The following is a 25,453-nucleotide window of genomic DNA, read 5'->3' on the forward strand; positions in this document are numbered from 1 at the left end:
AAAATCCACTATGGCAACTATGAAATTTTTGTGTGATAGCAAACGCTGCATTGAATGTAACGGCTGTGTCACCGCCTGTAAAAACGAAAACGATCATGCCCTTGAATGGGGCATTCAACGTCGCCGCGTTGTCACCATCCATGATGGTGAACGTGGTGAAGCCTCAATATCTGTCGCCTGTATGCACTGCTCAGATGCACCGTGCATGGCAGTGTGTCCAGCAGATTGCTTCTATCGCACCGAAGACGGTGTGATCCTGCACAACAAAGACAAGTGCATCGGCTGTGGTTACTGCCTGTACGCTTGCCCATTTGGTGCACCGCAGTTTAAGAAAAATGGCGCCTTCGGCAGCCGTGGCAAGATGGACAAATGTACCTTCTGCTCTGGCGGCCCTGAAGAAAACCATTCAGAAGCTGAACGCGCGAAATACGGTGCTAACCGTCTCGCCGAAGGCAAACTGCCAATGTGCGCCGAGTTGTGTGCCACCAAAGCTCTGTTAGCGGGTGATGCCGAAGTGGTTTCAAGCATCTTCCGTGAACGCGTAGCTTACCGTGGCGCTGATAACGCAGCGTGGAAGTAATAAGCGACAACAACCAGCCTGTTTAGGCAGGCTGGTGAGCGAGGTTTTATATGAACAAATTGTTCACCCGTATCGGGCTGGCGTTGGTGCTGTTGTTCAGCACGCTCAGCTTTGCCGCCGATAATGCAACCCACGAGCAACCCGTGGGCAATGACGCGCTGTGGGCGCAGTTACAAGATGGCGCTACCGGTTACACCACCTCACACAGTGAGTTCCATAACATGCCGATCAACAGCTACGATCTGCGCGTGTTGGAGTTACGCAGTGACTGGTTAGCACCGGGACTGATGGCTGCGCTGTTTGGCATGATCGTCATCTTTGCGCTGTTCATCATGGTTAACGGTATCTCCAAACTGCACCACGGCTTCTCTGGCAAAATGGTGCAGCGTTGGTCGAAATTCGATATCTCGATTCACTGGTTAGGGGCGATTCCGTGCTTAACCTTGATCCTCACTGGGTTGACGTTATTGGCGGGCCGCTTCTTCCTGCAACCTTATGTGAGTGAAGGTTTCTGGGCGAGTTTTGTCTACCTTGCCAAGCAGATCCACAACGTGATGGCGTTTCCGTTCATGATCGGTTGGCTGCTGATGACCTGTTTGTGGGCCAAAAACCAGCTACCAAAAATGTACGACCTGAAATGGTTCCTCGTCGTCGGTGGTTACATCAACTTCGGCCCATTCAAAGGCAAACACCCAGATTCTGGCTTTGCTAACGCCGGTGAGAAGATGTGGTTTTGGACCTTTGCACTGTTCGGCTTGGTGATTTCCGCCTCGGGTTTGTTGCTGATTTTCCCGAACGTGTTTGAACCAAGCCGCACCTTAAGCTTGATCTCATTAATCCTGCACGCGGTTAGCGCCATCATCATTTGCGCCTTCTCCATCGTGCACATCTTCATGGCAACTGTGATGTCAGAAGGTGGTATGGAATGTATGGTTTCTGGCTACTGTGACGAGAACTGGGCCACTCAGCATCACAACCTGTGGTACGACGAAATCAAAGCTAACGGCACGTTAAAATACCGTGACTAAACGCTAATTGGTTAAAAAAGCCGCACAAATGGTGCGGCTTTTTTATAGCGAATACATGCGCTTAAACTAACGTAACTTAAGTGCATTATAGTTGTCTAAAACATGACCGGCTTAACAAATTCCCCCATCTAGTCTTGCTAGGAATCCTAATCTCTAGCAAGTTCACATTTTCCAACAGCTTGAGGCGGTAGCCTTACTAGCAGATAAAGCTAATAAATAAAGCTGCCTTGGATAATCGTTAACTCTGCGCGGTATTTGAGGATTATTGCAACCCAGACAGGAACCCCTATGTCATCCGTTATTGAAAGCCTAGATAGTCAACTGGTACGCCCATACCAAGCCAACATCACAACACCCACTTGGATGTTAAGCGCCATGGAAAAGGTGATGCATTACTATGTGGACAAGAATCTGCGGCTGGATACCTTGTCAGCGGATATCATGCCTGCGCCGCAGCCGGGCAAAAAGTACATGTTGTACGCCCACGTGCCGTTCTGTCACACCTTGTGCTCTTACTGCACCTTCCACCGTTTTCTATTCAAAGAAGACAAAGCACGGCGCTACTTTGTGGCGCTGCGTAAAGAGATGGACATGGTCAAAGCGCTGGGGTACGACTTTGAATCTATGTACATCGGCGGCGGCACCACCACCGTGCTGGAAGATGAGTTAGCGCGCACTATCGAACACGCTAAAACCTTGTTCCCATCGATCAAAGAAGTGTCATGCGAATCTGATCCACAACACCTCGACAGCCCCGGCTTTAAACAGCTCAAAGGCTTGGTCGACCGTATGTCGATTGGGGTGCAAAGCTTTAACGATGACATTTTGAAAATGACCGAACGGCTAGATAAGTTCGGCTCAGGCCAGCAAACGTTCGACAAGATCATGGCCGCCAAAGAGCTGTTCCCGATCATCAACGTTGACCTGATTTTTGGCTTCCGTGGCCAAACCGACGAGATCATTCAGCACGATTTGAACATGGCCTCCAAACTCGACCCGCGGCAGATCACCACCTATCCGCTGATGGTCACCCACCAAACCCGTAAGAGTGTTAAAGCCAAATTGGCCGCCCCACATGCCGACATGGCTAACCAATATCGGATGATTTTGAACACCCTCAACGGCCAATATAACCAGCTGTCAGCATGGGCATTTGGTAAAGCCAACGACGAAGGCTTTGACGAATACGTGATTGATTACGACGAATACTTAGGTGTCGGCTCTGGCTCATTTAGTTTCTTGAACGACACGTTATACGTGAACACCTTTTCGCTACGCCGCTACGAAGACCGCATCATCAACGGCAAAATGGGTGTTGAACAGCAGAAAAACTACAGCATCAAAGACGTGATGCAGTACCGCTTCCTGCTCGGCATGTTCTCCGGTCGCCTTAATCGCAAATACTTCCGCGATACTTTCGGCGTCAACTTGGACACCGCCTTGTTCAAAGAGATGAGTTCAATGAAGTTGATTGGTGCCATTAAAAACGACCCAACCAATCCCGATGAGCTGATTGTGACTGACAACGGCAAGATGATGGGCTTGCTGATGATGAAAGAGTTTTACGCGGGGATGGATAACGTGCGGGCGCAGTTGCGTAAGCCGTTGAAACAATGTGATATGTAGTGGTCTTGTAAGCTTTCGCTTGCGCTGACGTCGATGGAAGGAATGCTAAGGTATCTCGTAACGGGGCAAAAGCGTGTTGTTATAGCTATTGCCCGCCGCCGTTAAGCGGTAGGTCGTATTCCTCACTAAACAAATCAAATAGATTTTCTGCTCACACTTAGGTCGCAATGACGTTGCGTTATTATATTTGTATGATAATTGTGCGAATTAATACTCGTTAGAGTTAACTCACAAGGAATCGTCATGTCAGTTATGCGCTTGGTCGGAGCGGTTTGTTTACTTGTCTCAACACTGTTTACGGTGAATGCTCAAACGGCGTCTGCAGAGGCGAGTCGGCTAACACTGAACTTCAACACCGGTTGGTTGTATTCCCCGCACGATATGAATGACGGCCAACGTCTGGCGTTGGATGAAAGCAGTTTTACGCCTGTATCTCTGCCGCATGCCAATAAATTGATGGATAGGCACTTAGATGTGGATGCCAATGCGTTTCGCTTTGTGTCTTGGTATCGGCGCCATTTTGCACTCTCCGAGCAGTACCAATCCAAACGGGTATTAATCAATTTTGAAGGGGTGGCGACCGTCGCCGATGTGTTTATTAATGGCCATCATGTGACGCAACATAAGGGCGCGTATAGCGGTTTTACGGTCGATGTGACCGACTACGTTAAATGGGGCGTGGCCGCCGATAATCTGTTGTCGGTGCGGGTTGATTCCACCAAGCATAGTGATATTCCGCCAGAGGGTGACAAGGTGGATTACATGTTGTTCGGCGGCATTGTGCGCGATGTCAATCTGCTGCTGACCAGTCCTGTCTATTTGCGCGATAGCTTTGTGCGCAGTACTTCGCTGACTACCGCCAAAGCCGATGTTGCCGCGTCCAGCACCATAGTTAATACCACCGGCAAGCCCCAATCATTGGTGTTGCGTAGTGAACTGCGTAATGCCAATGGGCAGTTAGTGGCTACGCAACAGCAAGCGCTGACCATTGATGCAGCAGCAACAACGCCGACGGCAGATGTGCTGAGCCAAGTTGCCAAACCACACTTATGGGATGTGGATTCGCCTTATCTGTACCACGCCACATTGTCGCTGCTACAAGATGGCGAAGTGATTGATAGTGTGCACTCACGGCTGGGATTTCGCAGTGTGCAATTCAAGTCCGATGGCTTTTATCTCAACCAGCGGCGATTGCCTTTGATTGGGCTTAATCGCCACGAACAATGGCCGTGGCTGGGGCGTGCGGTACCGAACCGATTGCAAGTACGCGATGCTGACCGACTCAAATATGAGTTAGGCCTCAATATTGTGCGTCTGTCGCATTATCCGCAAGATCCGGCGTTTCTCGCGCACGCCGATGAAATTGGTTTGCTGGTGTTGGAAGAGCTACCCGGCTGGCAACATATTGGCGATAAAGCGTGGCAGCAGTTGGCGTTACAAGAGCTAAAAGCGATGATCTTACGTGACCGCAACCATAGCGCCATCATCTCTTGGGGCGTGCGCATTAATGAATCCGCTGATAACCATGAGTTTTACCAAGCCACCAATCATTTGGCGGCGCAGTTAGATCCCACACGACAAACTCACGGTGTACACACCAATGAGAACCCAGATGGTGAGTATCTTGAAAACGGTTTCTATGGCTACAACGACTATAACTGCTGGGATGGCACCCGCGACTTAAAAGCGCCGCGCAGCATGCCGTGGCTGATCACAGAAACCAATTGTAAGTGGAAGCTGGTGTTACCTAACGCGAGCGATGCTGCATGGGTTGAGCATATGCAAGAGTTCGCCCGTATCACCAACGACGCGCTGGCCAATCCGCACATCTTGGGCGCTATTGGTTGGAGCTATGTCGATTACAACACCGAAGTTGACTACAACAACACCCACAAGAATTTTTACAGCGGCGTCTACGATCTCTTTCGGCTCCCCCGATTTGGTGCTTATTTTTATCAATCGCAGCGCGATCCCGTTCGCTATGGGGCGATGGTAAAAATTGCCAGCTTCTGGCAGCAAGACTCACCCGCCAAGGTGACTATTGCCACCAATGCCGAGGAGGTTGAATTGTGGCTCAATGGCAAGTCGCTCGGGGTATTTACCCCTAATGTATATCCACAACTGCCGCACCCGCTGCTTGAGGTACCAGTGACATTTGCCGCCGGAGAGCTGCGCGCAGAAGCGCGTATTAATGGTCAGATTGTTGCTGTGGATAATGTTTACACCGCCAGCAGCGCGACGCAGCTGAAGTTAAGCGTAGATGATACTGAATTGCAGGCCGATGGTGCCGATCTGACCCGAGTGATTGTGGAAGCGCAAGACGCGCAAGGCCATTGGGTCGCCAACAATCAAAGTAAAGTGACTTTTGCGGTGCAAGGCGTGGGTAAATTATTGGGCGAGAATCCGCTACAGCTTGAAAATGGCCGCGGCATTATTTTTGTGCAAAGCGACTATCTGCGTACAGGCGCAATAACGGTAAACAGCAGCGCAAAGGGGCTTAAACGTGATGCGATTTCGCTTCGAACCGTAATGCCAACCGCGAATTATGTACCACTACCTGTGTCAGATTAAACGTACTCAACCTGCGTTGTTGCCATTCAGCTTGCTGTCATTATGCAGATAGTCACTTTCATCGGGGAATTGTGACTGCCAGCAAAAATAATGACTGCCACCAATTTACGTAGTCGATGGGGTTAAATTGGCGGCTTTACGAATTGCTAATCCTGCTTGAGCTAGTCGTGAGATTAAATTTTGTTCAAATCACACGACTTAATTAAATTGAACGTTTTGAGTGATGCATTATTAATGGGCGGGTTAGCCAACGGAGAATTAACCATGCAGACATTAACGGCGCACGATGCGAAACGAAATTTTGATGAACTACTGCTGAGCGCCCAACGTGAGTGAGCCTGTAAAGATCAGCAAAAACAGTAAAGATGCTGTGGTGGTGATGTCGATTCGAGACTTTGAAGCGCTGGAAGCGATGAAAGCTGAATACCTTAAGCACTGCTTCACATCAGCACAGCAAGACTTAAAAAATGGCACCACTGTTGATGGCGAAAGTTTTCTTAATTCGCTGTAATTGATTGATGAAAAACAATAAATACAAGTTAAGCAGCTTGGCGCAGTCGCACTTACGCAAAGTAAAAAGCGACACTGTTGAAAATTTCTCAGAATTGCAGTGGCAGATCTACCAAGACACTTTGCCATCAGGGTGCAAATGTTAGCCGACAACCCGGGCGTTGGCATAAGTTGCGACGAGATCTATCCCAATGGCTTTTAATTCCTCATTGGCAAACATATGGTTTACTTCACCAAAGAAAACGGTTTTATCTTGATTGTGGCGGTGTTAGGTCAGCCACAGCTACCGCAGAACCATCTGAAATAACTTTAGACCACGCAGCGTGTGGAAACGTCGTGAGCTTTCGCGCTCACACTACGATCAAGATTTATCACTGCGTGATTGCAACCTGCGGTTGCTAACGCTGGCGCCTTGCAAACTTCATTGGCGAAAGTTGTGGAGCTACTCGCTCCACACCAGAGGACAAGGGGACTGGACGGCCTCGAATGACATCCATGTCAAACGGCCAGCCATCCATGGCTCGCGCTCATAAGCACACTCATCATCGATGAGTATTCGCCCTTATCAATCCCCATGCCGCCCCAAGGCGCTAAACGCTACGGCGCTTCTGGTTTGTCATTTTCGCAAATCGCCGCCAACTCGGAATCCATTCCTCGGCGCGGCTTCGAAGTATCGACGTACAGGATGTACTAATGCCGTGGAGCACATGGATGTGCGGGAGCGGCGAATATCTCGATTGCTCAATGCCTGCCCAACGCACCTACGCAGCGCCGAAGGGGAATTGGTGTCGCCTGTAAGTTCAGTGTATTAGCTAAGATTTATTGGTCACGGCCCTATCATCTTTTGCACTATTTTTGAGATTTTTTCTCCCTCGCGGCTATTCATCTAAGTAGCCTAACCTCAAAAAACATTGAAAACCGACACTTGTCGGTTATTATTATCCGACACATGTCGGTTTTTGTGTGTTGCACTTATTCAACGAAGAAACAGGTAAGTTCTTACCGGGACCAGCATTGACCAGTATCAAGGCAGTTGTGATCGTCTGAAATGACGGCACAAAAATCGTTGTTCTGGCTGAGGTCGCCGATGCTCTTGCCCCGGATATCAAGCAGACTCATTACGAAAGAGGAAACATCTCATGACAGATCTCAACGATAAAGTAATCATCGTGACTGGTGGCGCAAGTGGTATTGGGAAAGTTACGGCAACACTTCTGGCTGGTTGCGGAGCCCGCATCGTGGTTGCAGACCTCAACGACGACGGTGCTGTAACCGCCGAGGAAATCCGCAGCGCTGGTGGAACTAGTTTGTTCGTCAAAACCAACGTGAGCTTAGAAGCCGACGTGGAAAACCTCGTCGCCACTACCCTTGCTGAATTCGGCCGTTTGGACGGCGCGTTCAACAATGCCGGTGTTGAACAGGCGATAAAGCCGCTGCACGAGATCAGTGAAGCGCAGTGGGATAAGGTGATTGACATCGACCTCAAGGGCGTGTTCCTGTGCATGAAGCACGAAATCAAGGCGATGCTGGCCTCGGGAGGTGGTGCGATTGTGAATACTGCCTCCACCACTGCACAAGCTGCGATCCCCTTTGCAGCAGAATACATCGCTGCAAAGGCTGGCGTGATCGGCATCACCCGTGCTGCCGCAGTGGATTATGCTCAGAAGGGCATCCGAGTGAACACTGTGCTACCTGGCCTAACCCAGACCGCTATGGTTGGACGGATGCCACAAGATCCGGAGCTGATCAAGATCTTCACGGCTATCCAAGCCGCGGTTCCCATGCAGCGACTCGGCCAGCCCGAGGAAGTCGCCCAAGCAGTGGCTTGGTTGCTGTCCGAAGCCGCTGGCTTCGTTACCGGTGTGGCGCTTCCTGTCGATGGCGGCACCATCGCTGTCTAAGAAACTGCCTTCAAAGTGGGGGATTTCGACTGGGGGAACTCAGCAAACGAAAATAGAGTACAGCCATCACTGTTATTGGCTGTGCTAACGCAAGCTAGCGTTCGCTAACGTTATAGAATAGATACAGAAAGTCTTGATACCCTGGAGCACTGGGATGTGCGGGAGCGGCGAATGTCTGCTGCCTATCCAATGCTCCTTGGGTGAACGCGAGTTTGATTGCTAACGCTAATTGATGAGTTTCAGGTAACAATTTTCATGGATTAATCCCTAATGAGCTATTTTTGAGTTTACATTTTGTACAAATCGCACGATTTAATTAAATTGAACGTTTTGAGTGATGCATTATTAATGGGCGGGTTAGCCAACGGAGAATTAACCATGCAGACATTAACGGCGCACGATGCGAAACGAAATTTTGGTGAACTACTGCTGAGCGCTCAACGCGAGCCTGTAAAGATCAGCAAAAACAGTAAAGATGCTGTGGTGGTGATGTCGATTCGCGACGTTGAAGCGCTGGAAGCGATGAAAGCTGAATACCTTAAGCACTGCTTCACATCAGCACAGCAAGACTTAAAAAATGGCACCACTGTTGATGGCGAAAGTTTTCTTAATTCGCTGTAATTGATTTCTGGAGCGCCGATGTTGTGATTTGTTCACCTCTGGGTGGCAAGCAGCAATCTTGGTGGCGGTGCCAACGCAAACTGCGCTGATGAACCTTGTGGCGTGATTGTCAGGCGGTGCGGCAAAGCATGTGGTGCTTTCACAGCAGGGAAAACATGATTGGAACGGCGGATGCAGCGATGCCCCACGCTACTTGAGTAGCGTCAGGGGGTATCGGTTTTGTGGGGATGTCTCACGAAAGTTTCCGTGTTAGCAATGGCAGTGAGTGAGCTGCATGCTGGTTATCTATGGCATGGCGTGTGCCACGCAAAGATGGGGTGGTGGGACTTAGTTGTGCTGCTTAAAGAACTTTTCTGCTTTGGCAAACAGATTGTCACAGAGACGTTGTTGCTTTTGCTGCTCGTCAGAGCCTTCATCCATCGAATCTAGCAAAGTCTTCGCTTCTTGATATTCTTTAACCATTGATTCAAATTTTTCTTCATGGTTATTTTTACGCGCTTTGCTTTGATTTACAGTTCGCTTCTTTTTCATTAAAAACCTCTTAAATAAAAGCTATCCAAATAATATATTTAAAAAATCTAGTTCAACAGTTAATGATGTTAAATTTGATGTTTAATATTTAAGTTGATAGTGAGTTAAGTATTAATAGCAAAATCAGGCTAAAAATAAATGCTATAAATCCCTACATCACATCTAAGCAAATGTGATGCAAGAAAATATTGGCAATGGTCATTTATACGGTGACAACGTTTGTCGCCTGTTGGCCTTTGGCACCAGGTTCCACATTGAACGATACTTGTTGACCATCAGAAAGGGTTTTAAAACCTTCTGAAATGATAGACTTAAAGTGCACAAAAAGATCTGCGCCACCATTGTCTGGCGTGATAAAACCAAAACCTTTTGACTCATCAAACCATTTTACTGAACCAGTCATTTTTGTAGACATATATACCTCGTTAATTATTAAAAAGTCGAAAACCGAGGCTATAAAATGGAATATAAAGAAAAAGTGACTGTCAGAGTTGAATAACGAAATATATCGAAAGGAAACTATAAGAAGACTTGGACTAAATTTTTCATCAATAGCTCATGTTTTTGAGCTGAGTGCACTATACACGCTTTAATCATAATAGATAGGAATATTTATCATTATTAAAATGATGGCTGCTCAACTAAATGTTGCATTGCCATCATTTTTGGCCGTCAGCATCGCTGATATGTGGCGCGGAGTGTATTGCACTGTGTCACGCAAAAGCATCTGTATCGCTCGTCTTGCCCGTCGTGCGTCCACATGTCTGCACCACTGTTACATTGGCTGCTCAGGCAGGCGGAGTTACATCACATGGCAGTCATCTAAGATAACTAGAAGGTCGCCGTCGTGTTTGATTAAGTCGAACATTAGGGTGAAGTCGCTGACAACGCCGTTGAGTGGTAGGTCGTATTCGATGCCCCAACCGGAGCCGTCGTTGTAGGTAAATACGTCGCTGCGTAGGTTACCTTTGACTGTGTCGGGGTCGGTGATGCTGGGATATTGTTCATCATCAAAATGATCAAAGGTGATTTCGCGGATATCTTCGGGTATCCATATGTGGCGTGATTCATCCTCTGGCACATCGAGTAATGCAAACGCTGCTTCAATGTGGCCAGCGGCGCACATCTTTACCCATTGATGGACAAAATCGAGCAACTGTTGTTCGGTGGCGTCTATGGTCGGTTTAGTGAGCATCTTGATTTCCTTTTTGTTTTTGCTGGCGCTAACTACGCATATTGAGCAAAGACTTGATGCACTTGGGCGGGCGAGATTCGGTTGAAATCGTCTTGATAGTAGTTCTGTGCATATTTGATGAATTCATTCGGTGTGGTGGTGACAATGGAGAGCAACCAGCGGCTGCCGTCATCTTCATCGTTGAGGAATTCCACCGGGCCTTGTTGCCACGCTCCTGTATTACTCGTGCGCCAAAAGCAGAACGTCACATCGTCCATGTCGAACGCGTCATTGGCTAAAATGGCAAGCAACGCTGCTGGTGCGCCCTCATACATGCCAGGCCAGATCCTATATTCCTCTTGAGCGTGAGGGCTGACTTCTGACTCGTGATCAAACCCTTTTATGAGTATGGCGTCGCCTTTGATAATGAAGATGATTTCATCACCGCCGCCGTTGTTATAGCTGGCAATATCGACGCCCGCTTGCCAGTCGGTTTGGTAGCTAAAACAGCGCAAATGTGCGTCTTCACACAGCGCGATATCTAATGCGGCGCTGGCTTTGAGGGCTGCGATTAATTGCTGATTGGTGAGATGAGCTAACTTCATGGTGAACACTATCCTTGTGCTTATAATGCGTTTTTCGTATCTCGCTGCCAGTTTGACTGTGGCCGAGATACGCCAGCTTGTTGCTGTTGTTGCTGGATCTGCCGTAGCACTTTGATGATGACTGGCATCACCGTGCTTGGCGCTGCTGCCAAAATCTGCTGCGCATCATGCGCGGTGATTTCATCTTCGCGCCAGATATGTTGATGAGCCCCAGCGTCGTAGCGGATAAAGTACTTGGCATCTCGGTGCACAATCCAAATGTCATTGGGTGCGATTTGGGTAATATCTGGCTGCATATGGATTACTCGTAGATTTTGCCGCAGTAGAGAAATACGGCGAATTGTTGCCACGGGTTGTTAGCGATTTCATCATCTTGCGTGGTGCCAAAATCGCTGTCTTCGGCCCACGAGAGTGCGCCTTCAAGAAAGCTGGCAATGCTGTTATTGGCCCAGTCGTTTTCGGCGTTTGTCTGCTCACCGTTTTTGGTTTCTTGCTGCTGGCGGTCGGCCTGCAGTGCGGTCACAAATGTAAGAAAACTGGCCGCATCGGTAACTGCATCTAATTTATCGGTAATATCACTCATTGTGCGGTGCTCCTGCTCAACGTGCTTTGTTGCCTTTCAGTTTCGGCTCGCCAAACTGGCGGCAGTAAAAATCCCATTGCTCAAGCTCATGTTCGAGCCACGGGTAAATGGTTTTGGTGGGGTGTTGCTCCAGCTCGCTGTCATTATGCAGATAGTCACTTTCATCGGCGAATTGTGATTGCCAGAACAGCGATAATTTGAGATTTGATTCAAAGATATAGCCGCTATCATCTTTGACCCATTCCGCCTGATATCTGTTAAACGGGGCGGGCGGGTAGTGCAGTTCAATGCTGTGGCTGAGAAATAGCGCGTCGCATTGTGAGTCAACCACTAACTCTTCCCAAAAATTGAGTACGTCGGGCATTGGCCGCGCTTTGATGCCAGCGATAGTGAAATAGACGCGTTGATTGGCAGGGTGATAAATAAAGCTCTCGGCCGTGGCAAAAATGACCGGTCGGCCTTTGCTGGCTTGCGCTGCTGGATGATTGGCTAACTGCTGCTGTATCCGCTGCCACACCGATTCATCTTGGCAAATAATGTAGCCTTCGGTTTGTGAATAGACACTCATGCGCTTACTTTCCCTGTGTTCATCCATGTCGCTAAACGGTGCCAATACTAGCAGCTGGTTAGGTGGGTTTGTAGCGCGGATAACGCAAAACTGCGATGCTGTACCGTGGTGAACCCGCTTGGGTGGCCACGATGACTGACGGGCGGAGCAAGAAAAATCCGGATATCAGCGATACCCGGATTGAGGTGATATCATCGTCTTAGCTGACGCAGACTTTGCGTCTATTTGGCTTCAAAGGTGCCCAAATCTGGCGCTTTGCCTTTGTAGTCCAAGCCGACGTCGGTGCCTGCATCAATCAGTTGGCTGCCGGATTTCAGATGGAAGAATTTCACCACCGGTAAGCTGCCGTCACTCTGGCGTTCGGCCAGTAAGTCGTTGATGTTGATGCTTTGGAAGTCGGATGACGAAAACGAGATGCCGTTCTGCCAGCTATTGTGACTAATGCTGGTAGAGCTGGCGCCAAATTTGTCGCTGTTATCGCCATTCAACGAGATGCTGTTTTTAATGGTCAGTTTTTTCAGTTGGCGTGAACTGCCGTCGCCTAAACCAAAGTTACGGTCATTATCAAACGCAATCGCATTGTGAATGGTGACGGTGCCACGGTTACTGTTTTGGTCGTAGCCGTCGGCGGTATTGCCAGCAGAGATGGTATTGATATACAGGCCGTTGTGGGCTAAATCTTTGCCATCACTGCCGCCAGTTTTAAAGCCGTTACCATCACCTACGCCTTTCACGCCGTTTTTCTGGTAACCATTTCTGATCATCCATGTGTATTCCAAGGTGGTGGTAATAGAGCTGCCGTTATCACGCAGGTAGCCATCAAAACCATCATCCAAGTTGTTCCACGCACGACAGCCGTAGAAGTAGTTGCCAGTGCCTACGGTCAGCTTGGCGGCAAAGCCGTCGGCATTTTCCAGCGTTGAGTCGGCGTTATAGTAAGAATCGGTATTTTTGATGAAGTTATAGGCGCCACCGCTGCTGATTTGCAGGCCAGTATCGGCGTTTTCATAAAACTTCATAAACTCAATAGTATTGTGCGAGCCAGACATGTACATACCGTTGTCGCCAGCCTTTTTGACGTCAAAGCCGTAGATGTGCCAGTAGTCAGCACTCACTTGGAAGCCGCGATTGCTGCCGTTTTCTGACATGGCAGAAAAATCAAACACCGGGCGGGCATCACCAGGATAAGCACTTAATACAATCGCTTTTGATGAGCTGCCATTACGCTGGATTTTGATGGTTTCGGACGGATAGTAAGTGCCACGGCGAATATAGATAACATCACCAGCGCGAGCATCATCAATAGCGGCCAGTAAGCCATCCAGTGTTGAAATCACGGTGGCGTTAGAGGCAACATTTTTGATGAATGATGGTTTGCCGTTGGTCAGAGGTTCACGGTTGGCGCCCGCACTTTTGGCCGCTGCGGCTGTGGGGGCTGCGGCAGAGCTGGAAGTATCCGCCGCTGAAGCGCTACCACCGCCTGAGCCTGAATCGCCACCTGAGCCACCGCCAGAACTTGAGCCAGTGGAGCTACAAGTTCTGTTGACGGGTTCTAACCACCATCGTTGCGAGCTGCCGCCAGCATCTTGGTTTTGATAAATATTCGCGCCTTCGGCAGAACCGGCGACGGTCATCAGCAAGTTGGAATTAGCATTGATGATGCGATAAGTGCCGTTATAGCTGCCAGAGGTCACTTGTGCCAGTTGCCATTGTTGGCTTAATGCGCCGTCGTACGGTTTCTGTTGTACCGTGGCGCCATTGCTTTTGGAGCCGCCTTCGATGGTGGCCGCATAATCGGTGTTGGACGCTTGAATGGCCCAGTAGCCGTTGTTTTGTCGATTCAGTTTAAAGCGTTGCGAGTCATTGCCGGTATTTTTTTGCGAGACGACATTGGCTTTCTTCGCGGTAGATTCCGCCGCGACCAACTTATCCACGCCAGCACTAACAATCTTATAGATCGTGCCACTGACTGGCTGATCTACGCAGTGTTCGGCGGCATAAAGCTGCCCGCTACACAGGGCGGAGCCCATGACACCAGCAATCAAAATAAACCGATTTCTTACAGGGTTGGTTTTCACTGTTATAGTTCCTTCTATGTTAACTCAGGGTATATCGCTCAGTAACTCGCGCCACAAGGCGCAGCGACTGATGTCGATTCGGTTGAGACACTCTGTCGTTGGTGCTCTTTTATTGGTTTTTTTGGGGGAAATACGGCTATCACTATGCTGCGCTGGCGCGATAACTGCGTGGCATAAGCCGCAATAACATCAATGAGTTGGCGGCGTTGATTGCGAAACTGGAAGATAACAATGCGCAATAAGGCGGAAAGTCGGTCACGCTGGGGAATCATCCACGGCGGGCAATATTGGGTTACATCATGGTGATGCTTAGCAAAGGCAGAACGGGCACGACGATCAAACGAGGGCAAATCATGGGGGCTGTTAACGTCAGTCAAACGATGGCGAGCAATCATCACAATAACACTCCGTGTTATGGCCGTTTCACCTCATGTGAATGTGCTCAGACTAGCTGACTTTTTATCAAGTCAGCAACATAAAATTAATCTCAGCGTTAACCTTATAACCATCTTTACTATTGTTATGGCAATCAATCGATTAAGAACATATTTTTTGATGAGTTAACTAATCCTCTGTTTGACGTGGCGCTCACCGCCGATGACCACCGTTGTGAAGAGATCGGAACTGTCCGCCAACACTCATATGCAGCAGACGCACTCGCGCGATTTCATTCGGTATAACTTTGCCGCATGCTGACCTTCATCGGCATACATATGGCGCATTGGGTGATTGTCACCTTCACTGCGTTGATGCCGTTGCAGTGATGCAACAATTGACTCATCGATGGCGTGCCACGGTTTAAGACATAAAAATACTTTATTAACATTGGTTTAGTTGTTTTTAGGTTGTTGGTTGCGCTGACATATGCGTTAGTCGATGTCGTTTGCTGTTGGCGCATTTTCTGGCGCTAACCATGTGGGATACATCGCCTCAATGACCGCCAATAACATCTCTTCATCCCGCGGGGTTGGCAACCTTAGCCAAGCTTCTAGCGCGCCGACCACGCCATGCGCCAAATAAGAGGCAAAGAGCGGCAGTGTATGTGGCTCCATCATTGGTGGAATCGCAAAGCCGCCACTTAAAATCTGCCGCGTAGACTGTTCAATATGATCGGCCAATACCACTCTGAGCGCATATACCGAGGTTGAATGGCTCGGTCCGGCATAAATCTGCTCATGGGTTAATACATGCTGGAAAATGCCTTGCAGCGTGCTGCGTGTCAGGTGGCGCAACAGTAAGCCGTCTTGGCGTAACCTATCCATGCCGACGCGACGTACTTCATCTAGCTCACGGGTGAGCACATGGGTTAACAGTGCCGCAGGTGACTGCGCGTGGTCGTAGAATGTGCCACGGTTTACGCCTGCACAGCGCGTTAATTCAGCGACCGATACACTGGCGATGTCGCGTTCAGATGCGAGGGTTAACACGGCCTCAGCTAAACGGGCGCGGGTGCGCTCAATGCGAGCATCACACACGGGCGCGGCACTAGCATCAATGATGTTGGTTGGCAACTTTGCCTCCTATTTTCCATATCGGCGACAATTTTTGCCGCAGTTGCAATCCGACAGGTGTCGATTATAATGCGCAAACCGACACCTGTCGATCATCTCGCCTTGCATCACCGTTGCCGCATGCGGGGGCTGTCTAAGCGCTATGTCGCTGCGATATTTGGTCGGCTGCTATGAATCAGAGGCAACCATAAGGAACCGAAATGACTGAGAAGATCGTTGTTGTAGCTGGCGCATCTGGTGTGCTCGGCGAAGATATTGTCAATGCTCTGCTGCAAAAGCCCAACGTTAAAGTGCGCATATTAACGCGGCCGCAGAGTGCAGCAAAGCTTACGGCGTTTCAGGATAAGGGCGCTGAGATTGTTGCCGTTGACCTTGAGCACGGTAGCAGCAAACAGTTGGCGTCAGCGTTGGCTGGTGCATTTGCTTTTGTTTCGGCCTTAAATGGTGGTCACGAGGTGATTGTTGGCGCACAGACGCGGCTCCTGCAAGCGGCGAAACAAGCCGGAGTCCGCCGTTTTATCCCTTCCAGCTTTTCCTACAATATTTTTGGTATGGATGATGGCGATAACCCCAACACCGACGAGCGCCGCGAGTTTGCCAAGATAGCCGACCGTGAACGTGGCACGGTTGAAGTGGTTCATATTCTCAATGGTGCGTTTCTTGATAAGCGAATTGTGTTTGGTTTTCTTGGCGCGTTCGATTTGCAACAAGGGCAAGCATTGCTGTGGGGCGATGGCGATGCAGTCACCGATGTTACCACCTATTGGGATACCGCGCGCTTTACTGCCGAGGCTGCCGTGGATGAGTCGCCGGTGCCGAATGTATTGGAAGTGGCTGGGGAGACCTTGAGCTTTAATGCGCTGGTCAAAGCCTATGAAGAAGCGTCAGGAAAATCGATCACTATCGTTAATCAGGGCAGCATGGCGGATCTCGACCAAGAGATTGCCCGTCGCCGTGCCGCTGAACCAGACAACTTCTACGCGTGGTTGCCGCTGATGTACTATCGCGGCTCGTTTGGCGGTAAAGGTAAGCTAAAGGCGATCGCCAATAGTCGTTATCCCAATATTCAGCCAGAAAGCGTGCGCGAGTATGTGCGGCGAGAGCAGCTGTAATTAAGCGGGTTGACCACAGCGCATGCTGTTGGTGTGGTCAACCAACTGCAATCCTGATCAAGTGAGCGGCGCAGAGCGTAAACCACGCTCTACCTTGTATCAGTTACCGCAATATCCCAACTTAGCGCGCGTAACCATGACGCCGTTCAGCTCACATGACCAATCTATTGACGGCCGAGATCGGCAAGAACGCCAATAACAAAAAAGCGGCGCTCATTGCTGAACGCCGCGTTATCTCACTTAAGGATGATGGAGCTTAACGGTGATTAGCCGCGTAACTGGGTTAATATCGCTGCCGCTACGGGGGCGGAGCTGGCTGGGTTTTGGCCGGTGATCAGCTTGCCATCTTCCACCACATACGGCGCCCAGTTTTCGGTTTTATGATAATGCGCGCCGAGGCGTTTAAACTCATCCTCAATCAAAAATGGCACCACATCGGTTAACTGCACGTCGGCTTCTTCACCGTTGGTAAAGCCAGTGACGTTACGGCCTTTGATCAATGGCTCGCCATTGCTGGCTTTGACATCACGCAGTACCGCTGGCGCGTGGCACACAAAGCCGGTGATTTTGTTGGCGGCGGTAAAGGCTTCAATCAGTTTGATTGAGTCGGTTGAGTTGGTCAGGTCCCACAACGGGCCGTGACCGCCGGGATAGAACACCGCATCAAAGCCATCAGCGTTGACGGTTGCCAGTTTCACTGTATTTGCCAATGCATGCTGTGCATCAGCATCTTGATTAAAGCGGCGGGTAAGATCGGTTTGAAAATCTTCCAACGCACTTTTTGGATCGAGTGGCGGTTGGCCGCCCAGTGGTGAGGCTAACACTAGCTCGGCCCCCGCGTCTTTGAAGGTGTAATACGGCGCGGCAAACTCTTCTAACCAAAAGCCAGTTTTTTCACCTGTGTTACCCAATTCGCTGTGGGATGTCAGCACCATAAGAATTTTCATTGGTTACTCCTCAGCCCGGTGGGCTAATGTGATTATCGGTTGATGCATAAACGCGTTATGCGTGTTATTGGCTAAAAAGTGCCGCTAATTCGGCGTGTTTTTGTTGATACGGCGCTCGCAAACGTAAGTTGGATGCTCCATCTTTGCTTTGCACTACCACGGGTTTGGCGTGGCTAAAACGACGGAAACCGTGAATGCCATGATAAGCGCCAATCCCCGATGCGCCGACACCACCAAACGGTAAGTTGTCGATAGATGCATGGGTCATCACATCGTTAATCACCAGTGCGCCTGAGGTGGTCCGGGCAGCAAAACGTTGTTGCTGTTGTGGATCATCGCTAAACAAATAGGCTGCTAACGGCCGTGGATGGGCGTTGATATATTCCAGCGCATCATCAAATTGTTGGTACGTTTTTAGCGGTAGCAGCGGGCCAAAAATCTCCTCCTGCATGATCAGCATGTCATCGCTGACATTGAGCACCAGTTGCGGTGCCAGTTTGCGTTGCTGTGCATCAATGGCTTGTTCTCCTGTGGGAGCCAAACTGATGATCTGCGCACCTTTGGCCGCTGCATCATCCAGCAGGGTTTGTAATCGTTCAAAATGCGCTTGGCTAATAATCGCAGTGTAATCGTCATTGTGCTGGAGGCTGGCAAAGCTTGCTTGCATAAACTGACGCGCCGCGGCGACAAAGCTGTCCGTTTGTTCCGCTGGCAGCAAGACATAGTCAGGCGAAACACAGATCTGCCCAGCATTGAAGGTTTTTACCGTCAGCACACGTGCGGCTGCTTGGTCAATGTCAGCGTCTTCGGCGATGACGACGGGAGATTTTCCTCCCAGCTCGAGCGTCACTGGCACTAAGTTCTCCGCCGCTGCCCGCATCACATGTTTGCCAACCGCGCTGCTGCCAGTGAACACCAGATGATCGAAAGGTAACGCACTAAACACCTTACCAATCTCGGCATCGCCTAACACCACCGCTAGCTCTTGAGCATCAAAATAGTGCGCGACTAACTCCGCTAACAACTGCGAGGTGCGCGGTGTCAGTTCTGACGGTTTTAACATTGCCGTGTTACCAGCTGCGAAGATCCCCGCTAATGGCCCAAATGCTAAATTGAGCGGAAAGTTCCACGGGCTGATGACACCAACCACACCGAGCGGTTGCTGCTGAATGTAGGTTTGCATGCCCGCAGCAGGCGCATCCACTTGCTCCGGTTGCATCCATTGCTCGACATGATCAGCGGCAAATTTGAGTGCACCGACACTGCTGGCAATGTCGGCCAGCAGGGTTTGATAACCACTGCGATGCCCAAAATCTGCGCTGATGGCGGCGGTGAGCTGCGTATGATTGTCGCTGAGCAATTTCACTGCGCGCAGCAAGCGGTCGCGGCGCAATGCCGCACTTGCTGGGCCGCGTTGCAGTTGCGCCTGTTGCAAGCTGTTGAGGATGCGCTGTAAGTCCGCGGCGGTATGTTGGTTGGTCATTGGTAAATTCCTTCGCTAGCGAGTCACGTTAGAGCACAGTTAACTGTACGTCGATATTGCCGCGAGTGGCGTTGGAATACGGGCACACTTGATGCGCTTCAGCCACTAAGGCTTCGGCCGCCGCTTTGTCGACGTTAGGCATCTGGATTTTCAGCGCAATCGCCAAACCAAAACCTTTTTCTTCCCGTGGGCCAATGGCAACTTCGGCGGTGACTCGTGTGTCATCGGGCACTTTGACGTATTTCGCTTTGTCGCTGGCAGCAACGGCTTTCATGGCACTTAAAAAACAGGCGGCATAACCGGTAGCAAATAGCTGCTCTGGGTTGTTACCAAAACCTCGGCCACCTAGCTCTTTCGGCGCGCCGAGCCATACGTGGAGCGAACCATCTTCGGTGCTCGCATAACCATCTCGGCCACCAGTGGCAGTGGCTGCAGTGCGGTAAAGTTCTTGTTTCAACATAACAAACTCCTTATGGGGTGTTGGTCATTTCGTGTTGCAAACATCTTAGGTGCTACTAGAGCTGCTGGGGTAACAATGCTATTTTGGTAGGGGTATAAATAAATTTATGGGGTCTTATGTCGCTCGTGAGATTGCGCACCTTTGTGGAGGTGTATCGCCAACGTTCAATCAGCGCCGCCGCACGTACCTTGAATTTGACTCAGCCAGCGGTGTCGCAACACATTGCTGGACTGGAGGTCGCGATTGGTCGGCCGCTGTTTGATCGCCAAGTTAATGGGGTGGTGCCCACGTCCATTGCCGATGAATTGGCCGTGGACATTGGCGATAAACTCGACGCCGTTGAAGCTGCATTGTCATCGCTCAGAGCGCGCTCACGCGATGTATCGGGCGCGTTGCAACTGATCGGACACGCCGATTTTATGGCTGAGAAACTGGGGCCAGAGTTAGCACCGCTGCTGGCGGCGGGAATACGGGTACGCATGCACATTGGCGATGGTCCGTTGGTGACGCAGATGCTGCTGGAAGGACATTGCGATTTAGGCATTTCCGCCCATCCTGTCACCGATAGTCGATTAAAGAGCGACACCATTTTGACCAGCCCAGTAGTGGCGGTGGCGGCTCCGGCGGTGGTGGCCCGTATTCAACAAGCCAGCGATTTCTCGGCCGCATTGTTGCAAGAGCCACTGCTCGCGTACAACCTCGAGTTATCGCTGGTGGATAACTGGTTGCAGCGTAATCGTATTGCCGCGCCAGAGTTGATCCCCGCCTTGGTCGGGCAAGACTTACGCGCGCATCGCAGCCTGTTAGTACAAGGGGTGGGTTGGTCAGTGATGCCCCACTTTTTGTGCGAGCGAGAATTACAGCATGGCGAGCTAAGCTTGATTCCTGCGCCCAAAGCCCATACTGAAATAAACTATTACCTTATTTGGTTGGCAAGTGCGTTACGGCAGCCGCGTGTGGCCCATGCACGGCAAACCTTGTTACGCCGCTGGCAAGTTAGCTAAGTTGTTGAGTATTTTCGGAGATTAGCATGTCCAATCCGTTTCATTTTTATCAGCCGAGTGCCGGGCACGGCTTGGCGCACGATCCGTTGAAGTCGATTATTGCGCCGCGGCCGATTGGCTGGATCTCCAGTCGTAATGCGGCGGGCATCGCCAATCTCGCGCCTTACAGCTTTTTTAACGTGTTTGCCGATGCGCCGCCGATCATCGGTTTTTGCAGTGCGGGTTGGAAAGACAGTGTGGCAAACATTGAACAAACCGGCGAGTTTTGCTGGAATCTCGCCACTCAGCCGTTGGCAGAGCAGATGAACATCAGCTGTATGGGTGTCGCCAATGAGGTGGACGAGTTTGTCTTGGCCGGGCTAGAAAAAGCGCCATCGCAACTGGTCGATGTGCCACGTGTGGCCGCCAGTCCAGCCTCGTTTGAATGTAAGCTCACCCAATTGATCCGCTTGGAAACGGCGGCCAAGCAGCCGATGGATAATTGGCTAGTATTAGGTGAAGTGGTGGGTGTACACATCAATCAAGCATTTATTAAAGACGGCATTTATCAAACCATTGCTGCCGCGCCAATTATGCGCGCGGGCGGACCGGCAAGCTACTTTGGCATTAGTACCGCTACCGAGTTTGCGATGGCTCGGCCGACTGCAAGCAGCAAATAAACGGAGGTCAACGTGGCTTCAGGTTGGGCGCAAGATGGCGCCGATTTACAGCAAATAGAAAACACTGTCGAGGACGGGGTCAACCGCGTGCGCCAAGCGTTACCCAAAGGCGAAAGCTTGCACGAGTGCGAAGAGTGCGGAGAGCCAATTCCCGAAGCGCGGCGACAGGCGGTGGCGGGTGTGCGGCTGTGCATTCAATGCCAAGCCGAGCACGACAAACACGCCGAGCGGTTTGAGAGTTATAATCGCCGTGGTTCTAAAGACAGCCAGTTGCGTTAATGCGTATGGGCGGCTTTATGGCGCAGTATCAGCATTGCCACCAACGCCAGCAAATTGAGCAATAACAACGGCAGTTGTAGCTGGGGCCAAATACTGTGAAACTCCGGTAGCAGCGACATAGATTTGTTGAGATAGACGCCGTCCTTAGGCAACCAATCCAACACAAAGAGAAGCAGTGCCACGGCACAACACAAGGTGCCAAGGCGTAACAGCCATATATTTACAATGTTCATATCCTTTTGAACCTTCTAATAAATATCGATTTTACCTGTTGAGTAAACCCAGCTATTTACGGTTTTGTGACCGCACCATCTCGCCGTTAATCCGTTCACTCTTTATACTGTCAATTTGTATTATAAAAATATAATTTTCACATCACATCCTGTGATGACTTGAGGTTGCAGATGTTTCGCAGTTGCTGCAACCCATCATTTGCCTATTGGGGAGCTACATATGCGCAAAGGCTTAGCTGCGTCCGTGTTTTACCGCAGCGGTGTATTCACACTGCTTGCGATCTGTTTTTCATTTCCCTGTTTTGCCAAGTTTATCGCTGTGACGATGAGTCAGGAAGATAACTTTCGCAATCAAATCAGCAAAGACATTGAGCGGCAAATTGATGCGCGCGGTGATGTCAGTTACATCGATTCTGCCGACGGCGATTTTAACACGCAATTGCAACAAGTGCGTCAATTTGTACAGGCTGGCGCCGATGCGATCGTGATTTTTGCTGTGGGTACACCAGAGCAAAATCGGCAGTTGTTTGCCTTTGCTAAAGATGTGCCGTTGATCTTCATCAACACCGAGCCGGTGGACGACCTCGCCACCATGCCCGCCAATACGGTGTATGTTGGCTCTGACGAACAGCAGTCAGGCACCTTGCAGATGGAGGAACTGGCTCGGCAGGCGAACTACCAAGGCAAAGTGGCGTTGCTGATTGGCGCTGAAAGCCACCCCGCCGCCCGTGCCCGCACCGCCGATGTTAAACGCGTGCTCGCCAAGTATCCCAACATGTCGCTGGTGGTCAGCGGTGTGGCGCAATGGCAGCGCAACCAAGCATACAACTTAGTGGCCGACTGGCTGAAGCAACCCGTGCCGTTCGACATTTTAGTCGCCAATAACGACGAGATGATCCTTGGCGGTTTGATGGCGTTGAAAGAAGCCGGTAAACGGCCTCAGGATGTGCTCACTGGTGGCATTGATGCCACCGCCGAAGCGCTGCAGGCGTTGCAAGCGGGTGAGTTGACGGTGACCATTTTGCAGGACGCGGCAGGGCAAGCCAGTGCGGTGGTGGATGCCACCTACAAACTGCTACAACATCAGCCGGTAGTCTCGCCATCGTGGGTGCCGTTCCGGTTAGTCACCGCCGATAACTATCGCACTTATCAATCAACCCACTAGAGGCCAAGGATTATGTCATTAATTCAACGAATTGTGGCCAGTTTGGGCCTATTGCTGGTGGCGTTAGCCTTAGTGGTGTTGGTGAGTTACGTGTCGATAACCCGCATCGAGAGCGATTTAACGGTATTGTCGAAAGAAGGCTTAGCCACCGCCGATAGTGCCAATGCCACCAAGCTGTTATTGCTGGAGCAAAACAACGAGTTACTGCGAATTTTTAGCGTGACACAGGCGGATGAAGTGATGGCGACCACCGGCGCATTTCAGACGTTAGATCAGCGTGTGACGCAGCAACTTAACAGCATTGCACCACAACTTTTGCAGCAAAATCGGCAGCTCCAACAAGCCAAGCAAGAGATTGAACATTACCGTCAGCAAAACAGTGCCGGTGCCTTGGCAATCGTGAATACCCGCGCCGATGCACTCAGGCTGCAACAACAGATCCAGCAACAGTTGAAAGTGCTGAGTAACCTCGAGGTACGCTTGGGGTACTATCTCAACAAGTACAGCGGCTCCGCCGCCATTAAAGGGCTCGCGCAAGATGTGCATCAGGTGCTAAACGCGTTCAGTCTTTATATGGTGAATCACGACCTCGACCAGCTAAAAAGCGGCGTTGATGGCATGCAACGGGTGATGCAAGAGCACTTTGAGCAGTTGCGCCAAGCTGATGCGGATAAAGGCAAGCTGTTTGGCTTGATGGTAACCCCGCTGCTTAGACAACTGACCGATGAACAAGGCTTGTATCAGCGCTACGTGCAACAGCAGCAACAGCAAGCCACTATTGCCGAGCTGCTGGCAAACCAACGGCAAACGGCGCAGAGCCTGCAAGCTGCGGCGGATACTTTTGTGCAGCAAGCCGAGCAGAAAGTGTTGCAAGCGCAGCAAAATACCAACAGCAGTTTGCAGAATATCAAACGGATTATGCTGCTGATTAGCGCCGTGGCGCTGGTGCTGGCGGTAGTGATTTCACTGAGCATCTCCGGTTGGGTACGTCGCACCATCAGTGCTTTTCGCGACGCATTACAACGCATGTCAGCAGGGGATATGCGGGTCAACTTCAGTCAAAGTGGTCGTGATGAATTTAGTGAATTGGGCGGCTATCTCAACGGCTTGGTGAAACACCTGCATGACACCCTCAGCTCGCTGCATCTGGCGTCGGAGCAGTTGGCAGTGGTCTCTGATCAAAATGCCGATGTCAGTGCTCGTACCACCGATGCGGTGGGGCAACAGAAGCAGCAACTGGAAGTGACCGCCTCAGCCATGACCGAAATGGAACAATCGGTGCTGGATGTGGCTGGCCGCGCTCGCGCCACACTCACTGCCGCCGAAGAAGCCGAAACCCGCATGCAAACGGTGGCCGAGCGTATTGAGCAGACCATGGGCAATATTCGCAGCCAATCGGTGCAGTTGCAGCAAGCGGCGACCAAAACGGTGGAGCTGAACGATTATGGGCGCCAGATTGACTCGATTATTGAAACCATCGACACCATTGCTGAGCAAACCAATCTGTTAGCGTTGAACGCCGCAATTGAAGCCGCGCGTGCCGGTGAGCAAGGGCGCGGATTTGCCGTGGTAGCGGATGAAGTGCGCTCGCTGGCGGGCAGAACCAAAAACTCCACCAGCGAGATCCAACGGATGATCCAGATGATGCAAGGGCTGATCACCGCCGTGGTGGAAGTGATTGATGGCAATGTGCAACACAACAGCAGTAGTGTGCAGGTTGCCGAACAGGCGGAAACGGAGCTGGGCAACATGCGTGAAGTGATTGACCGCATCGTGGAGATGAATATGCAGATCGCCGCCGCTACTGATCAACAGAGCCAAACCGCGGCTGAGATCAGTGCTAGCGTGGTCAGTATTAGTCAGTCGGCAGAAGAAACCGCCCAAGGCGCCAGTGACAATGCTCAATCCAGCGCCGCACTGCGGCAACAGTCGCATCATCAACAACAGCTCATCGCACGCTTTAGTCTGTAACAACAGGTGATGCCCGAGTGGTTTTCACCATGGCGGAATGGCTCGGGCACCACAGCGTTAACGTACTTATTTGCGATGCCATTGCGGCAGTTGGCGCAGCATGACCATTACGGCATATTGGCTGTTTGGCCTAAATTACGCGCTGCCCGCGGTAAAAACGGACCCGCCAATAGTGGGTTGATTATTTTGTAAGCAATTTATTTTCCGCGCCGTAACTAAGCGACTAAACTGTGACTTAGCATTGATGGGTTAG

28 protein-coding genes are annotated in these 25,453 nt (G+C 50.6%); 14 read left to right on the top strand and 14 right to left on the bottom strand.

The window, feature by feature from the left end; translation table 11 throughout:
- The first annotated feature begins 10 nt into the window (after positions 1 to 10).
- The 7 genes from fdh3B (at position 11) to L9G74_RS12685 (ending at position 8,837) form a co-directional block, all read left to right on the top strand.
- Complete coding sequence (gene fdh3B, locus L9G74_RS12650; protein ID WP_238896776.1) at positions 11 to 580, top strand: formate dehydrogenase FDH3 subunit beta; 570 nt, start codon at positions 11 to 13, stop codon at positions 578 to 580.
- A gap of 50 nt (positions 581 to 630) precedes the next feature.
- The gene (locus L9G74_RS12655) at positions 631 to 1,608 is read left to right on the top strand and encodes a formate dehydrogenase subunit gamma (protein WP_238896777.1); all 978 of its coding nucleotides are present in this window, start codon (positions 631 to 633) and stop codon (positions 1,606 to 1,608) included.
- 288 nt (positions 1,609 to 1,896) lie between these two features.
- A complete protein-coding gene (locus tag L9G74_RS12660; RefSeq protein WP_238896778.1) occupies positions 1,897 to 3,234 on the top strand; it encodes a coproporphyrinogen III oxidase family protein in 1,338 nt (445 codons plus the stop codon).
- A 243-nt stretch (positions 3,235 to 3,477) separates the two neighbouring features.
- The gene (locus L9G74_RS12665; RefSeq protein WP_238896779.1) at positions 3,478 to 5,805 is read left to right on the top strand and encodes a glycoside hydrolase family 2 protein; all 2,328 of its coding nucleotides are present in this window, start codon (positions 3,478 to 3,480) and stop codon (positions 5,803 to 5,805) included.
- Between the two features lie 328 nt (positions 5,806 to 6,133).
- A complete protein-coding gene (locus L9G74_RS12670; RefSeq protein ID WP_438944566.1) occupies positions 6,134 to 6,316 on the top strand; it encodes a type II toxin-antitoxin system prevent-host-death family antitoxin in 183 nt (60 codons plus the stop codon).
- 1,138 nt (positions 6,317 to 7,454) lie between these two features.
- Positions 7,455 to 8,216 (top strand): SDR family NAD(P)-dependent oxidoreductase, encoded by a 762-nt coding sequence (locus tag L9G74_RS12680; protein ID WP_213683229.1) that lies wholly within the window; start codon positions 7,455 to 7,457, stop codon positions 8,214 to 8,216.
- Positions 8,217 to 8,594: 378 nt separating this feature from the next.
- Positions 8,595 to 8,837 carry a type II toxin-antitoxin system Phd/YefM family antitoxin gene (locus L9G74_RS12685; RefSeq protein ID WP_238896780.1) on the top strand — a complete coding sequence of 81 codons (243 nt, stop codon included), beginning with the start codon at positions 8,595 to 8,597 and terminating at the stop codon, positions 8,835 to 8,837.
- Between the two features lie 327 nt (positions 8,838 to 9,164).
- On the opposite strand, the gene L9G74_RS12690 is transcribed toward L9G74_RS12685, so the two are convergent.
- The 10 genes from L9G74_RS12690 to L9G74_RS12735 form a co-directional block, all read right to left on the bottom strand.
- Complete coding sequence (locus L9G74_RS12690; protein WP_238896781.1) at positions 9,165 to 9,368, bottom strand: hypothetical protein; 204 nt, start codon at positions 9,366 to 9,368, stop codon at positions 9,165 to 9,167.
- A 202-nt stretch (positions 9,369 to 9,570) separates the two neighbouring features.
- Positions 9,571 to 9,783, bottom strand: coding sequence for a cold-shock protein (locus L9G74_RS12695; RefSeq protein WP_238896782.1), 213 nt, complete (start codon positions 9,781 to 9,783; stop codon positions 9,571 to 9,573).
- Between the two features lie 387 nt (positions 9,784 to 10,170).
- Complete coding sequence (locus L9G74_RS12700; protein WP_238896783.1) at positions 10,171 to 10,563, bottom strand: DUF7668 domain-containing protein; 393 nt, start codon at positions 10,561 to 10,563, stop codon at positions 10,171 to 10,173.
- Positions 10,564 to 10,595: 32 nt separating this feature from the next.
- Positions 10,596 to 11,147 carry a hypothetical protein gene (locus tag L9G74_RS12705; protein WP_238896784.1) on the bottom strand — a complete coding sequence of 184 codons (552 nt, stop codon included), beginning with the start codon at positions 11,145 to 11,147 and terminating at the stop codon, positions 10,596 to 10,598.
- A gap of 20 nt (positions 11,148 to 11,167) precedes the next feature.
- Complete coding sequence (locus tag L9G74_RS12710; RefSeq protein ID WP_238896785.1) at positions 11,168 to 11,443, bottom strand: hypothetical protein; 276 nt, start codon at positions 11,441 to 11,443, stop codon at positions 11,168 to 11,170.
- Between the two features lie 5 nt (positions 11,444 to 11,448).
- On the bottom strand, positions 11,449 to 11,730 hold the full coding sequence (locus tag L9G74_RS12715; RefSeq protein WP_238896786.1) for a DUF7660 family protein: 282 nt from the start codon (positions 11,728 to 11,730) through the stop codon (positions 11,449 to 11,451).
- A gap of 16 nt (positions 11,731 to 11,746) precedes the next feature.
- Positions 11,747 to 12,298 carry a hypothetical protein gene (locus L9G74_RS12720; protein ID WP_238896787.1) on the bottom strand — a complete coding sequence of 184 codons (552 nt, stop codon included), beginning with the start codon at positions 12,296 to 12,298 and terminating at the stop codon, positions 11,747 to 11,749.
- Between the two features lie 221 nt (positions 12,299 to 12,519).
- Entirely contained in the window at positions 12,520 to 14,376 is a 1,857-nt protein-coding gene (locus L9G74_RS12725; protein WP_238896788.1) for a right-handed parallel beta-helix repeat-containing protein, read from the bottom strand.
- 38 nt (positions 14,377 to 14,414) lie between these two features.
- Positions 14,415 to 14,774 (bottom strand): hypothetical protein, encoded by a 360-nt coding sequence (locus L9G74_RS12730; RefSeq protein WP_238896789.1) that lies wholly within the window; start codon positions 14,772 to 14,774, stop codon positions 14,415 to 14,417.
- Between the two features lie 471 nt (positions 14,775 to 15,245).
- Positions 15,246 to 15,887, bottom strand: coding sequence for a TetR/AcrR family transcriptional regulator (locus L9G74_RS12735; RefSeq protein WP_238896790.1), 642 nt, complete (start codon positions 15,885 to 15,887; stop codon positions 15,246 to 15,248).
- Between the two features lie 200 nt (positions 15,888 to 16,087).
- Here L9G74_RS12735 and L9G74_RS12740 point away from each other — a divergent pair, with 200 nt between their 5' ends.
- Both L9G74_RS12740 and L9G74_RS12745 read left to right on the top strand, forming a co-directional pair.
- A complete protein-coding gene (locus L9G74_RS12740) occupies positions 16,088 to 16,999 on the top strand; it encodes an NmrA family NAD(P)-binding protein (RefSeq protein WP_238896791.1) in 912 nt (303 codons plus the stop codon).
- A 22-nt stretch (positions 17,000 to 17,021) separates the two neighbouring features.
- Positions 17,022 to 17,198, top strand: coding sequence for a hypothetical protein (locus tag L9G74_RS12745; protein WP_238896792.1), 177 nt, complete (start codon positions 17,022 to 17,024; stop codon positions 17,196 to 17,198).
- A 67-nt stretch (positions 17,199 to 17,265) separates the two neighbouring features.
- On the opposite strand, the gene L9G74_RS12750 is transcribed toward L9G74_RS12745, so the two are convergent.
- The 3 genes from L9G74_RS12750 to L9G74_RS12760 form a co-directional block, all read right to left on the bottom strand.
- Positions 17,266 to 17,946 (bottom strand): type 1 glutamine amidotransferase domain-containing protein, encoded by a 681-nt coding sequence (locus tag L9G74_RS12750; RefSeq protein WP_238896793.1) that lies wholly within the window; start codon positions 17,944 to 17,946, stop codon positions 17,266 to 17,268.
- Positions 17,947 to 18,010: 64 nt separating this feature from the next.
- Positions 18,011 to 19,429 (bottom strand): coniferyl aldehyde dehydrogenase, encoded by a 1,419-nt coding sequence (locus L9G74_RS12755; protein ID WP_238896794.1) that lies wholly within the window; start codon positions 19,427 to 19,429, stop codon positions 18,011 to 18,013.
- A 28-nt stretch (positions 19,430 to 19,457) separates the two neighbouring features.
- Complete coding sequence (locus tag L9G74_RS12760) at positions 19,458 to 19,889, bottom strand: organic hydroperoxide resistance protein (RefSeq protein WP_238896795.1); 432 nt, start codon at positions 19,887 to 19,889, stop codon at positions 19,458 to 19,460.
- Positions 19,890 to 20,005: 116 nt separating this feature from the next.
- Here L9G74_RS12760 and L9G74_RS12765 point away from each other — a divergent pair, with 116 nt between their 5' ends.
- The 3 genes from L9G74_RS12765 to L9G74_RS12775 are packed head-to-tail and all read left to right on the top strand — an operon-like array spanning position 20,006 to position 21,831.
- Positions 20,006 to 20,893: a LysR family transcriptional regulator gene (locus tag L9G74_RS12765; RefSeq protein WP_238896796.1), complete on the top strand. Its 888-nt coding sequence runs from the start codon at positions 20,006 to 20,008 to the stop codon at positions 20,891 to 20,893.
- Positions 20,894 to 20,919: 26 nt separating this feature from the next.
- Complete coding sequence (locus tag L9G74_RS12770) at positions 20,920 to 21,552, top strand: flavin reductase family protein (protein WP_238896797.1); 633 nt, start codon at positions 20,920 to 20,922, stop codon at positions 21,550 to 21,552.
- A gap of 12 nt (positions 21,553 to 21,564) precedes the next feature.
- Positions 21,565 to 21,831 (top strand): DksA/TraR family C4-type zinc finger protein, encoded by a 267-nt coding sequence (locus tag L9G74_RS12775; protein ID WP_238896798.1) that lies wholly within the window; start codon positions 21,565 to 21,567, stop codon positions 21,829 to 21,831.
- On the opposite strand, the gene L9G74_RS12780 is transcribed toward L9G74_RS12775, so the two are convergent.
- Positions 21,828 to 22,064 (bottom strand): hypothetical protein, encoded by a 237-nt coding sequence (locus tag L9G74_RS12780; RefSeq protein WP_238896799.1) that lies wholly within the window; start codon positions 22,062 to 22,064, stop codon positions 21,828 to 21,830. The genes L9G74_RS12775 and L9G74_RS12780 overlap by 4 nt on opposite strands.
- 220 nt (positions 22,065 to 22,284) lie before the next feature.
- On the opposite strand from L9G74_RS12780, the gene L9G74_RS12785 reads away from it, so the two are divergent.
- Entirely contained in the window at positions 22,285 to 23,229 is a 945-nt protein-coding gene (locus L9G74_RS12785) for a substrate-binding domain-containing protein (protein WP_238896800.1), read from the top strand.
- 12 nt (positions 23,230 to 23,241) lie between these two features.
- Positions 23,242 to 25,200: a methyl-accepting chemotaxis protein gene (locus L9G74_RS12790; RefSeq protein WP_238896801.1), complete on the top strand. Its 1,959-nt coding sequence runs from the start codon at positions 23,242 to 23,244 to the stop codon at positions 25,198 to 25,200.
- The last annotated feature ends 253 nt before the right edge of the window (positions 25,201 to 25,453 follow it).

Source organism: Shewanella electrica, from assembly GCF_022321485.1.
In the GTDB taxonomy this organism is placed as follows: domain Bacteria; phylum Pseudomonadota; class Gammaproteobacteria; order Enterobacterales; family Shewanellaceae; genus Shewanella; species Shewanella electrica.

Bases quoted from the DNA above. Each gene is read 5' to 3' on its own strand.
- L9G74_RS12770 (WP_238896797.1), top strand. From the start codon at position 20,920: ATGTCCAATCCGTTTCATTTTTATCAGCCGAGTGCCGGGCACGGCTTG.
- L9G74_RS12655 (WP_238896777.1), top strand. From the start codon at position 631: ATGAACAAATTGTTCACCCGTATCGGGCTGGCGTTGGTGCTGTTGTTC.
- L9G74_RS12785 (WP_238896800.1), top strand. From the start codon at position 22,285: ATGCGCAAAGGCTTAGCTGCGTCCGTGTTTTACCGCAGCGGTGTATTC.
- L9G74_RS12750 (WP_238896793.1), bottom strand. From the start codon at position 17,946: ATGAAAATTCTTATGGTGCTGACATCCCACAGCGAATTGGGTAACACA.
- L9G74_RS12700 (WP_238896783.1), bottom strand. From the start codon at position 10,563: ATGCTCACTAAACCGACCATAGACGCCACCGAACAACAGTTGCTCGAT.
- L9G74_RS12680 (WP_213683229.1), top strand. From the start codon at position 7,455: ATGACAGATCTCAACGATAAAGTAATCATCGTGACTGGTGGCGCAAGT.
- L9G74_RS12685 (WP_238896780.1), top strand. From the start codon at position 8,595: ATGCAGACATTAACGGCGCACGATGCGAAACGAAATTTTGGTGAACTA.
- L9G74_RS12715 (WP_238896786.1), bottom strand. From the start codon at position 11,730: ATGAGTGATATTACCGATAAATTAGATGCAGTTACCGATGCGGCCAGT.
- L9G74_RS12740 (WP_238896791.1), top strand. From the start codon at position 16,088: ATGACTGAGAAGATCGTTGTTGTAGCTGGCGCATCTGGTGTGCTCGGC.
- L9G74_RS12790 (WP_238896801.1), top strand. From the start codon at position 23,242: ATGTCATTAATTCAACGAATTGTGGCCAGTTTGGGCCTATTGCTGGTG.
- L9G74_RS12660 (WP_238896778.1), top strand. From the start codon at position 1,897: ATGTCATCCGTTATTGAAAGCCTAGATAGTCAACTGGTACGCCCATAC.
- L9G74_RS12710 (WP_238896785.1), bottom strand. From the start codon at position 11,443: ATGCAGCCAGATATTACCCAAATCGCACCCAATGACATTTGGATTGTG.
- L9G74_RS12720 (WP_238896787.1), bottom strand. From the start codon at position 12,298: ATGAGTGTCTATTCACAAACCGAAGGCTACATTATTTGCCAAGATGAA.
- L9G74_RS12765 (WP_238896796.1), top strand. From the start codon at position 20,006: ATGTCGCTCGTGAGATTGCGCACCTTTGTGGAGGTGTATCGCCAACGT.
- L9G74_RS12745 (WP_238896792.1), top strand. From the start codon at position 17,022: ATGCTGTTGGTGTGGTCAACCAACTGCAATCCTGATCAAGTGAGCGGC.
- L9G74_RS12705 (WP_238896784.1), bottom strand. From the start codon at position 11,147: ATGAAGTTAGCTCATCTCACCAATCAGCAATTAATCGCAGCCCTCAAA.
- L9G74_RS12695 (WP_238896782.1), bottom strand. From the start codon at position 9,783: ATGTCTACAAAAATGACTGGTTCAGTAAAATGGTTTGATGAGTCAAAA.
- L9G74_RS12665 (WP_238896779.1), top strand. From the start codon at position 3,478: ATGTCAGTTATGCGCTTGGTCGGAGCGGTTTGTTTACTTGTCTCAACA.
- L9G74_RS12755 (WP_238896794.1), bottom strand. From the start codon at position 19,429: ATGACCAACCAACATACCGCCGCGGACTTACAGCGCATCCTCAACAGC.
- fdh3B (WP_238896776.1), top strand. From the start codon at position 11: ATGGCAACTATGAAATTTTTGTGTGATAGCAAACGCTGCATTGAATGT.
- L9G74_RS12690 (WP_238896781.1), bottom strand. From the start codon at position 9,368: ATGAAAAAGAAGCGAACTGTAAATCAAAGCAAAGCGCGTAAAAATAAC.
- L9G74_RS12780 (WP_238896799.1), bottom strand. From the start codon at position 22,064: ATGAACATTGTAAATATATGGCTGTTACGCCTTGGCACCTTGTGTTGT.
- L9G74_RS12760 (WP_238896795.1), bottom strand. From the start codon at position 19,889: ATGTTGAAACAAGAACTTTACCGCACTGCAGCCACTGCCACTGGTGGC.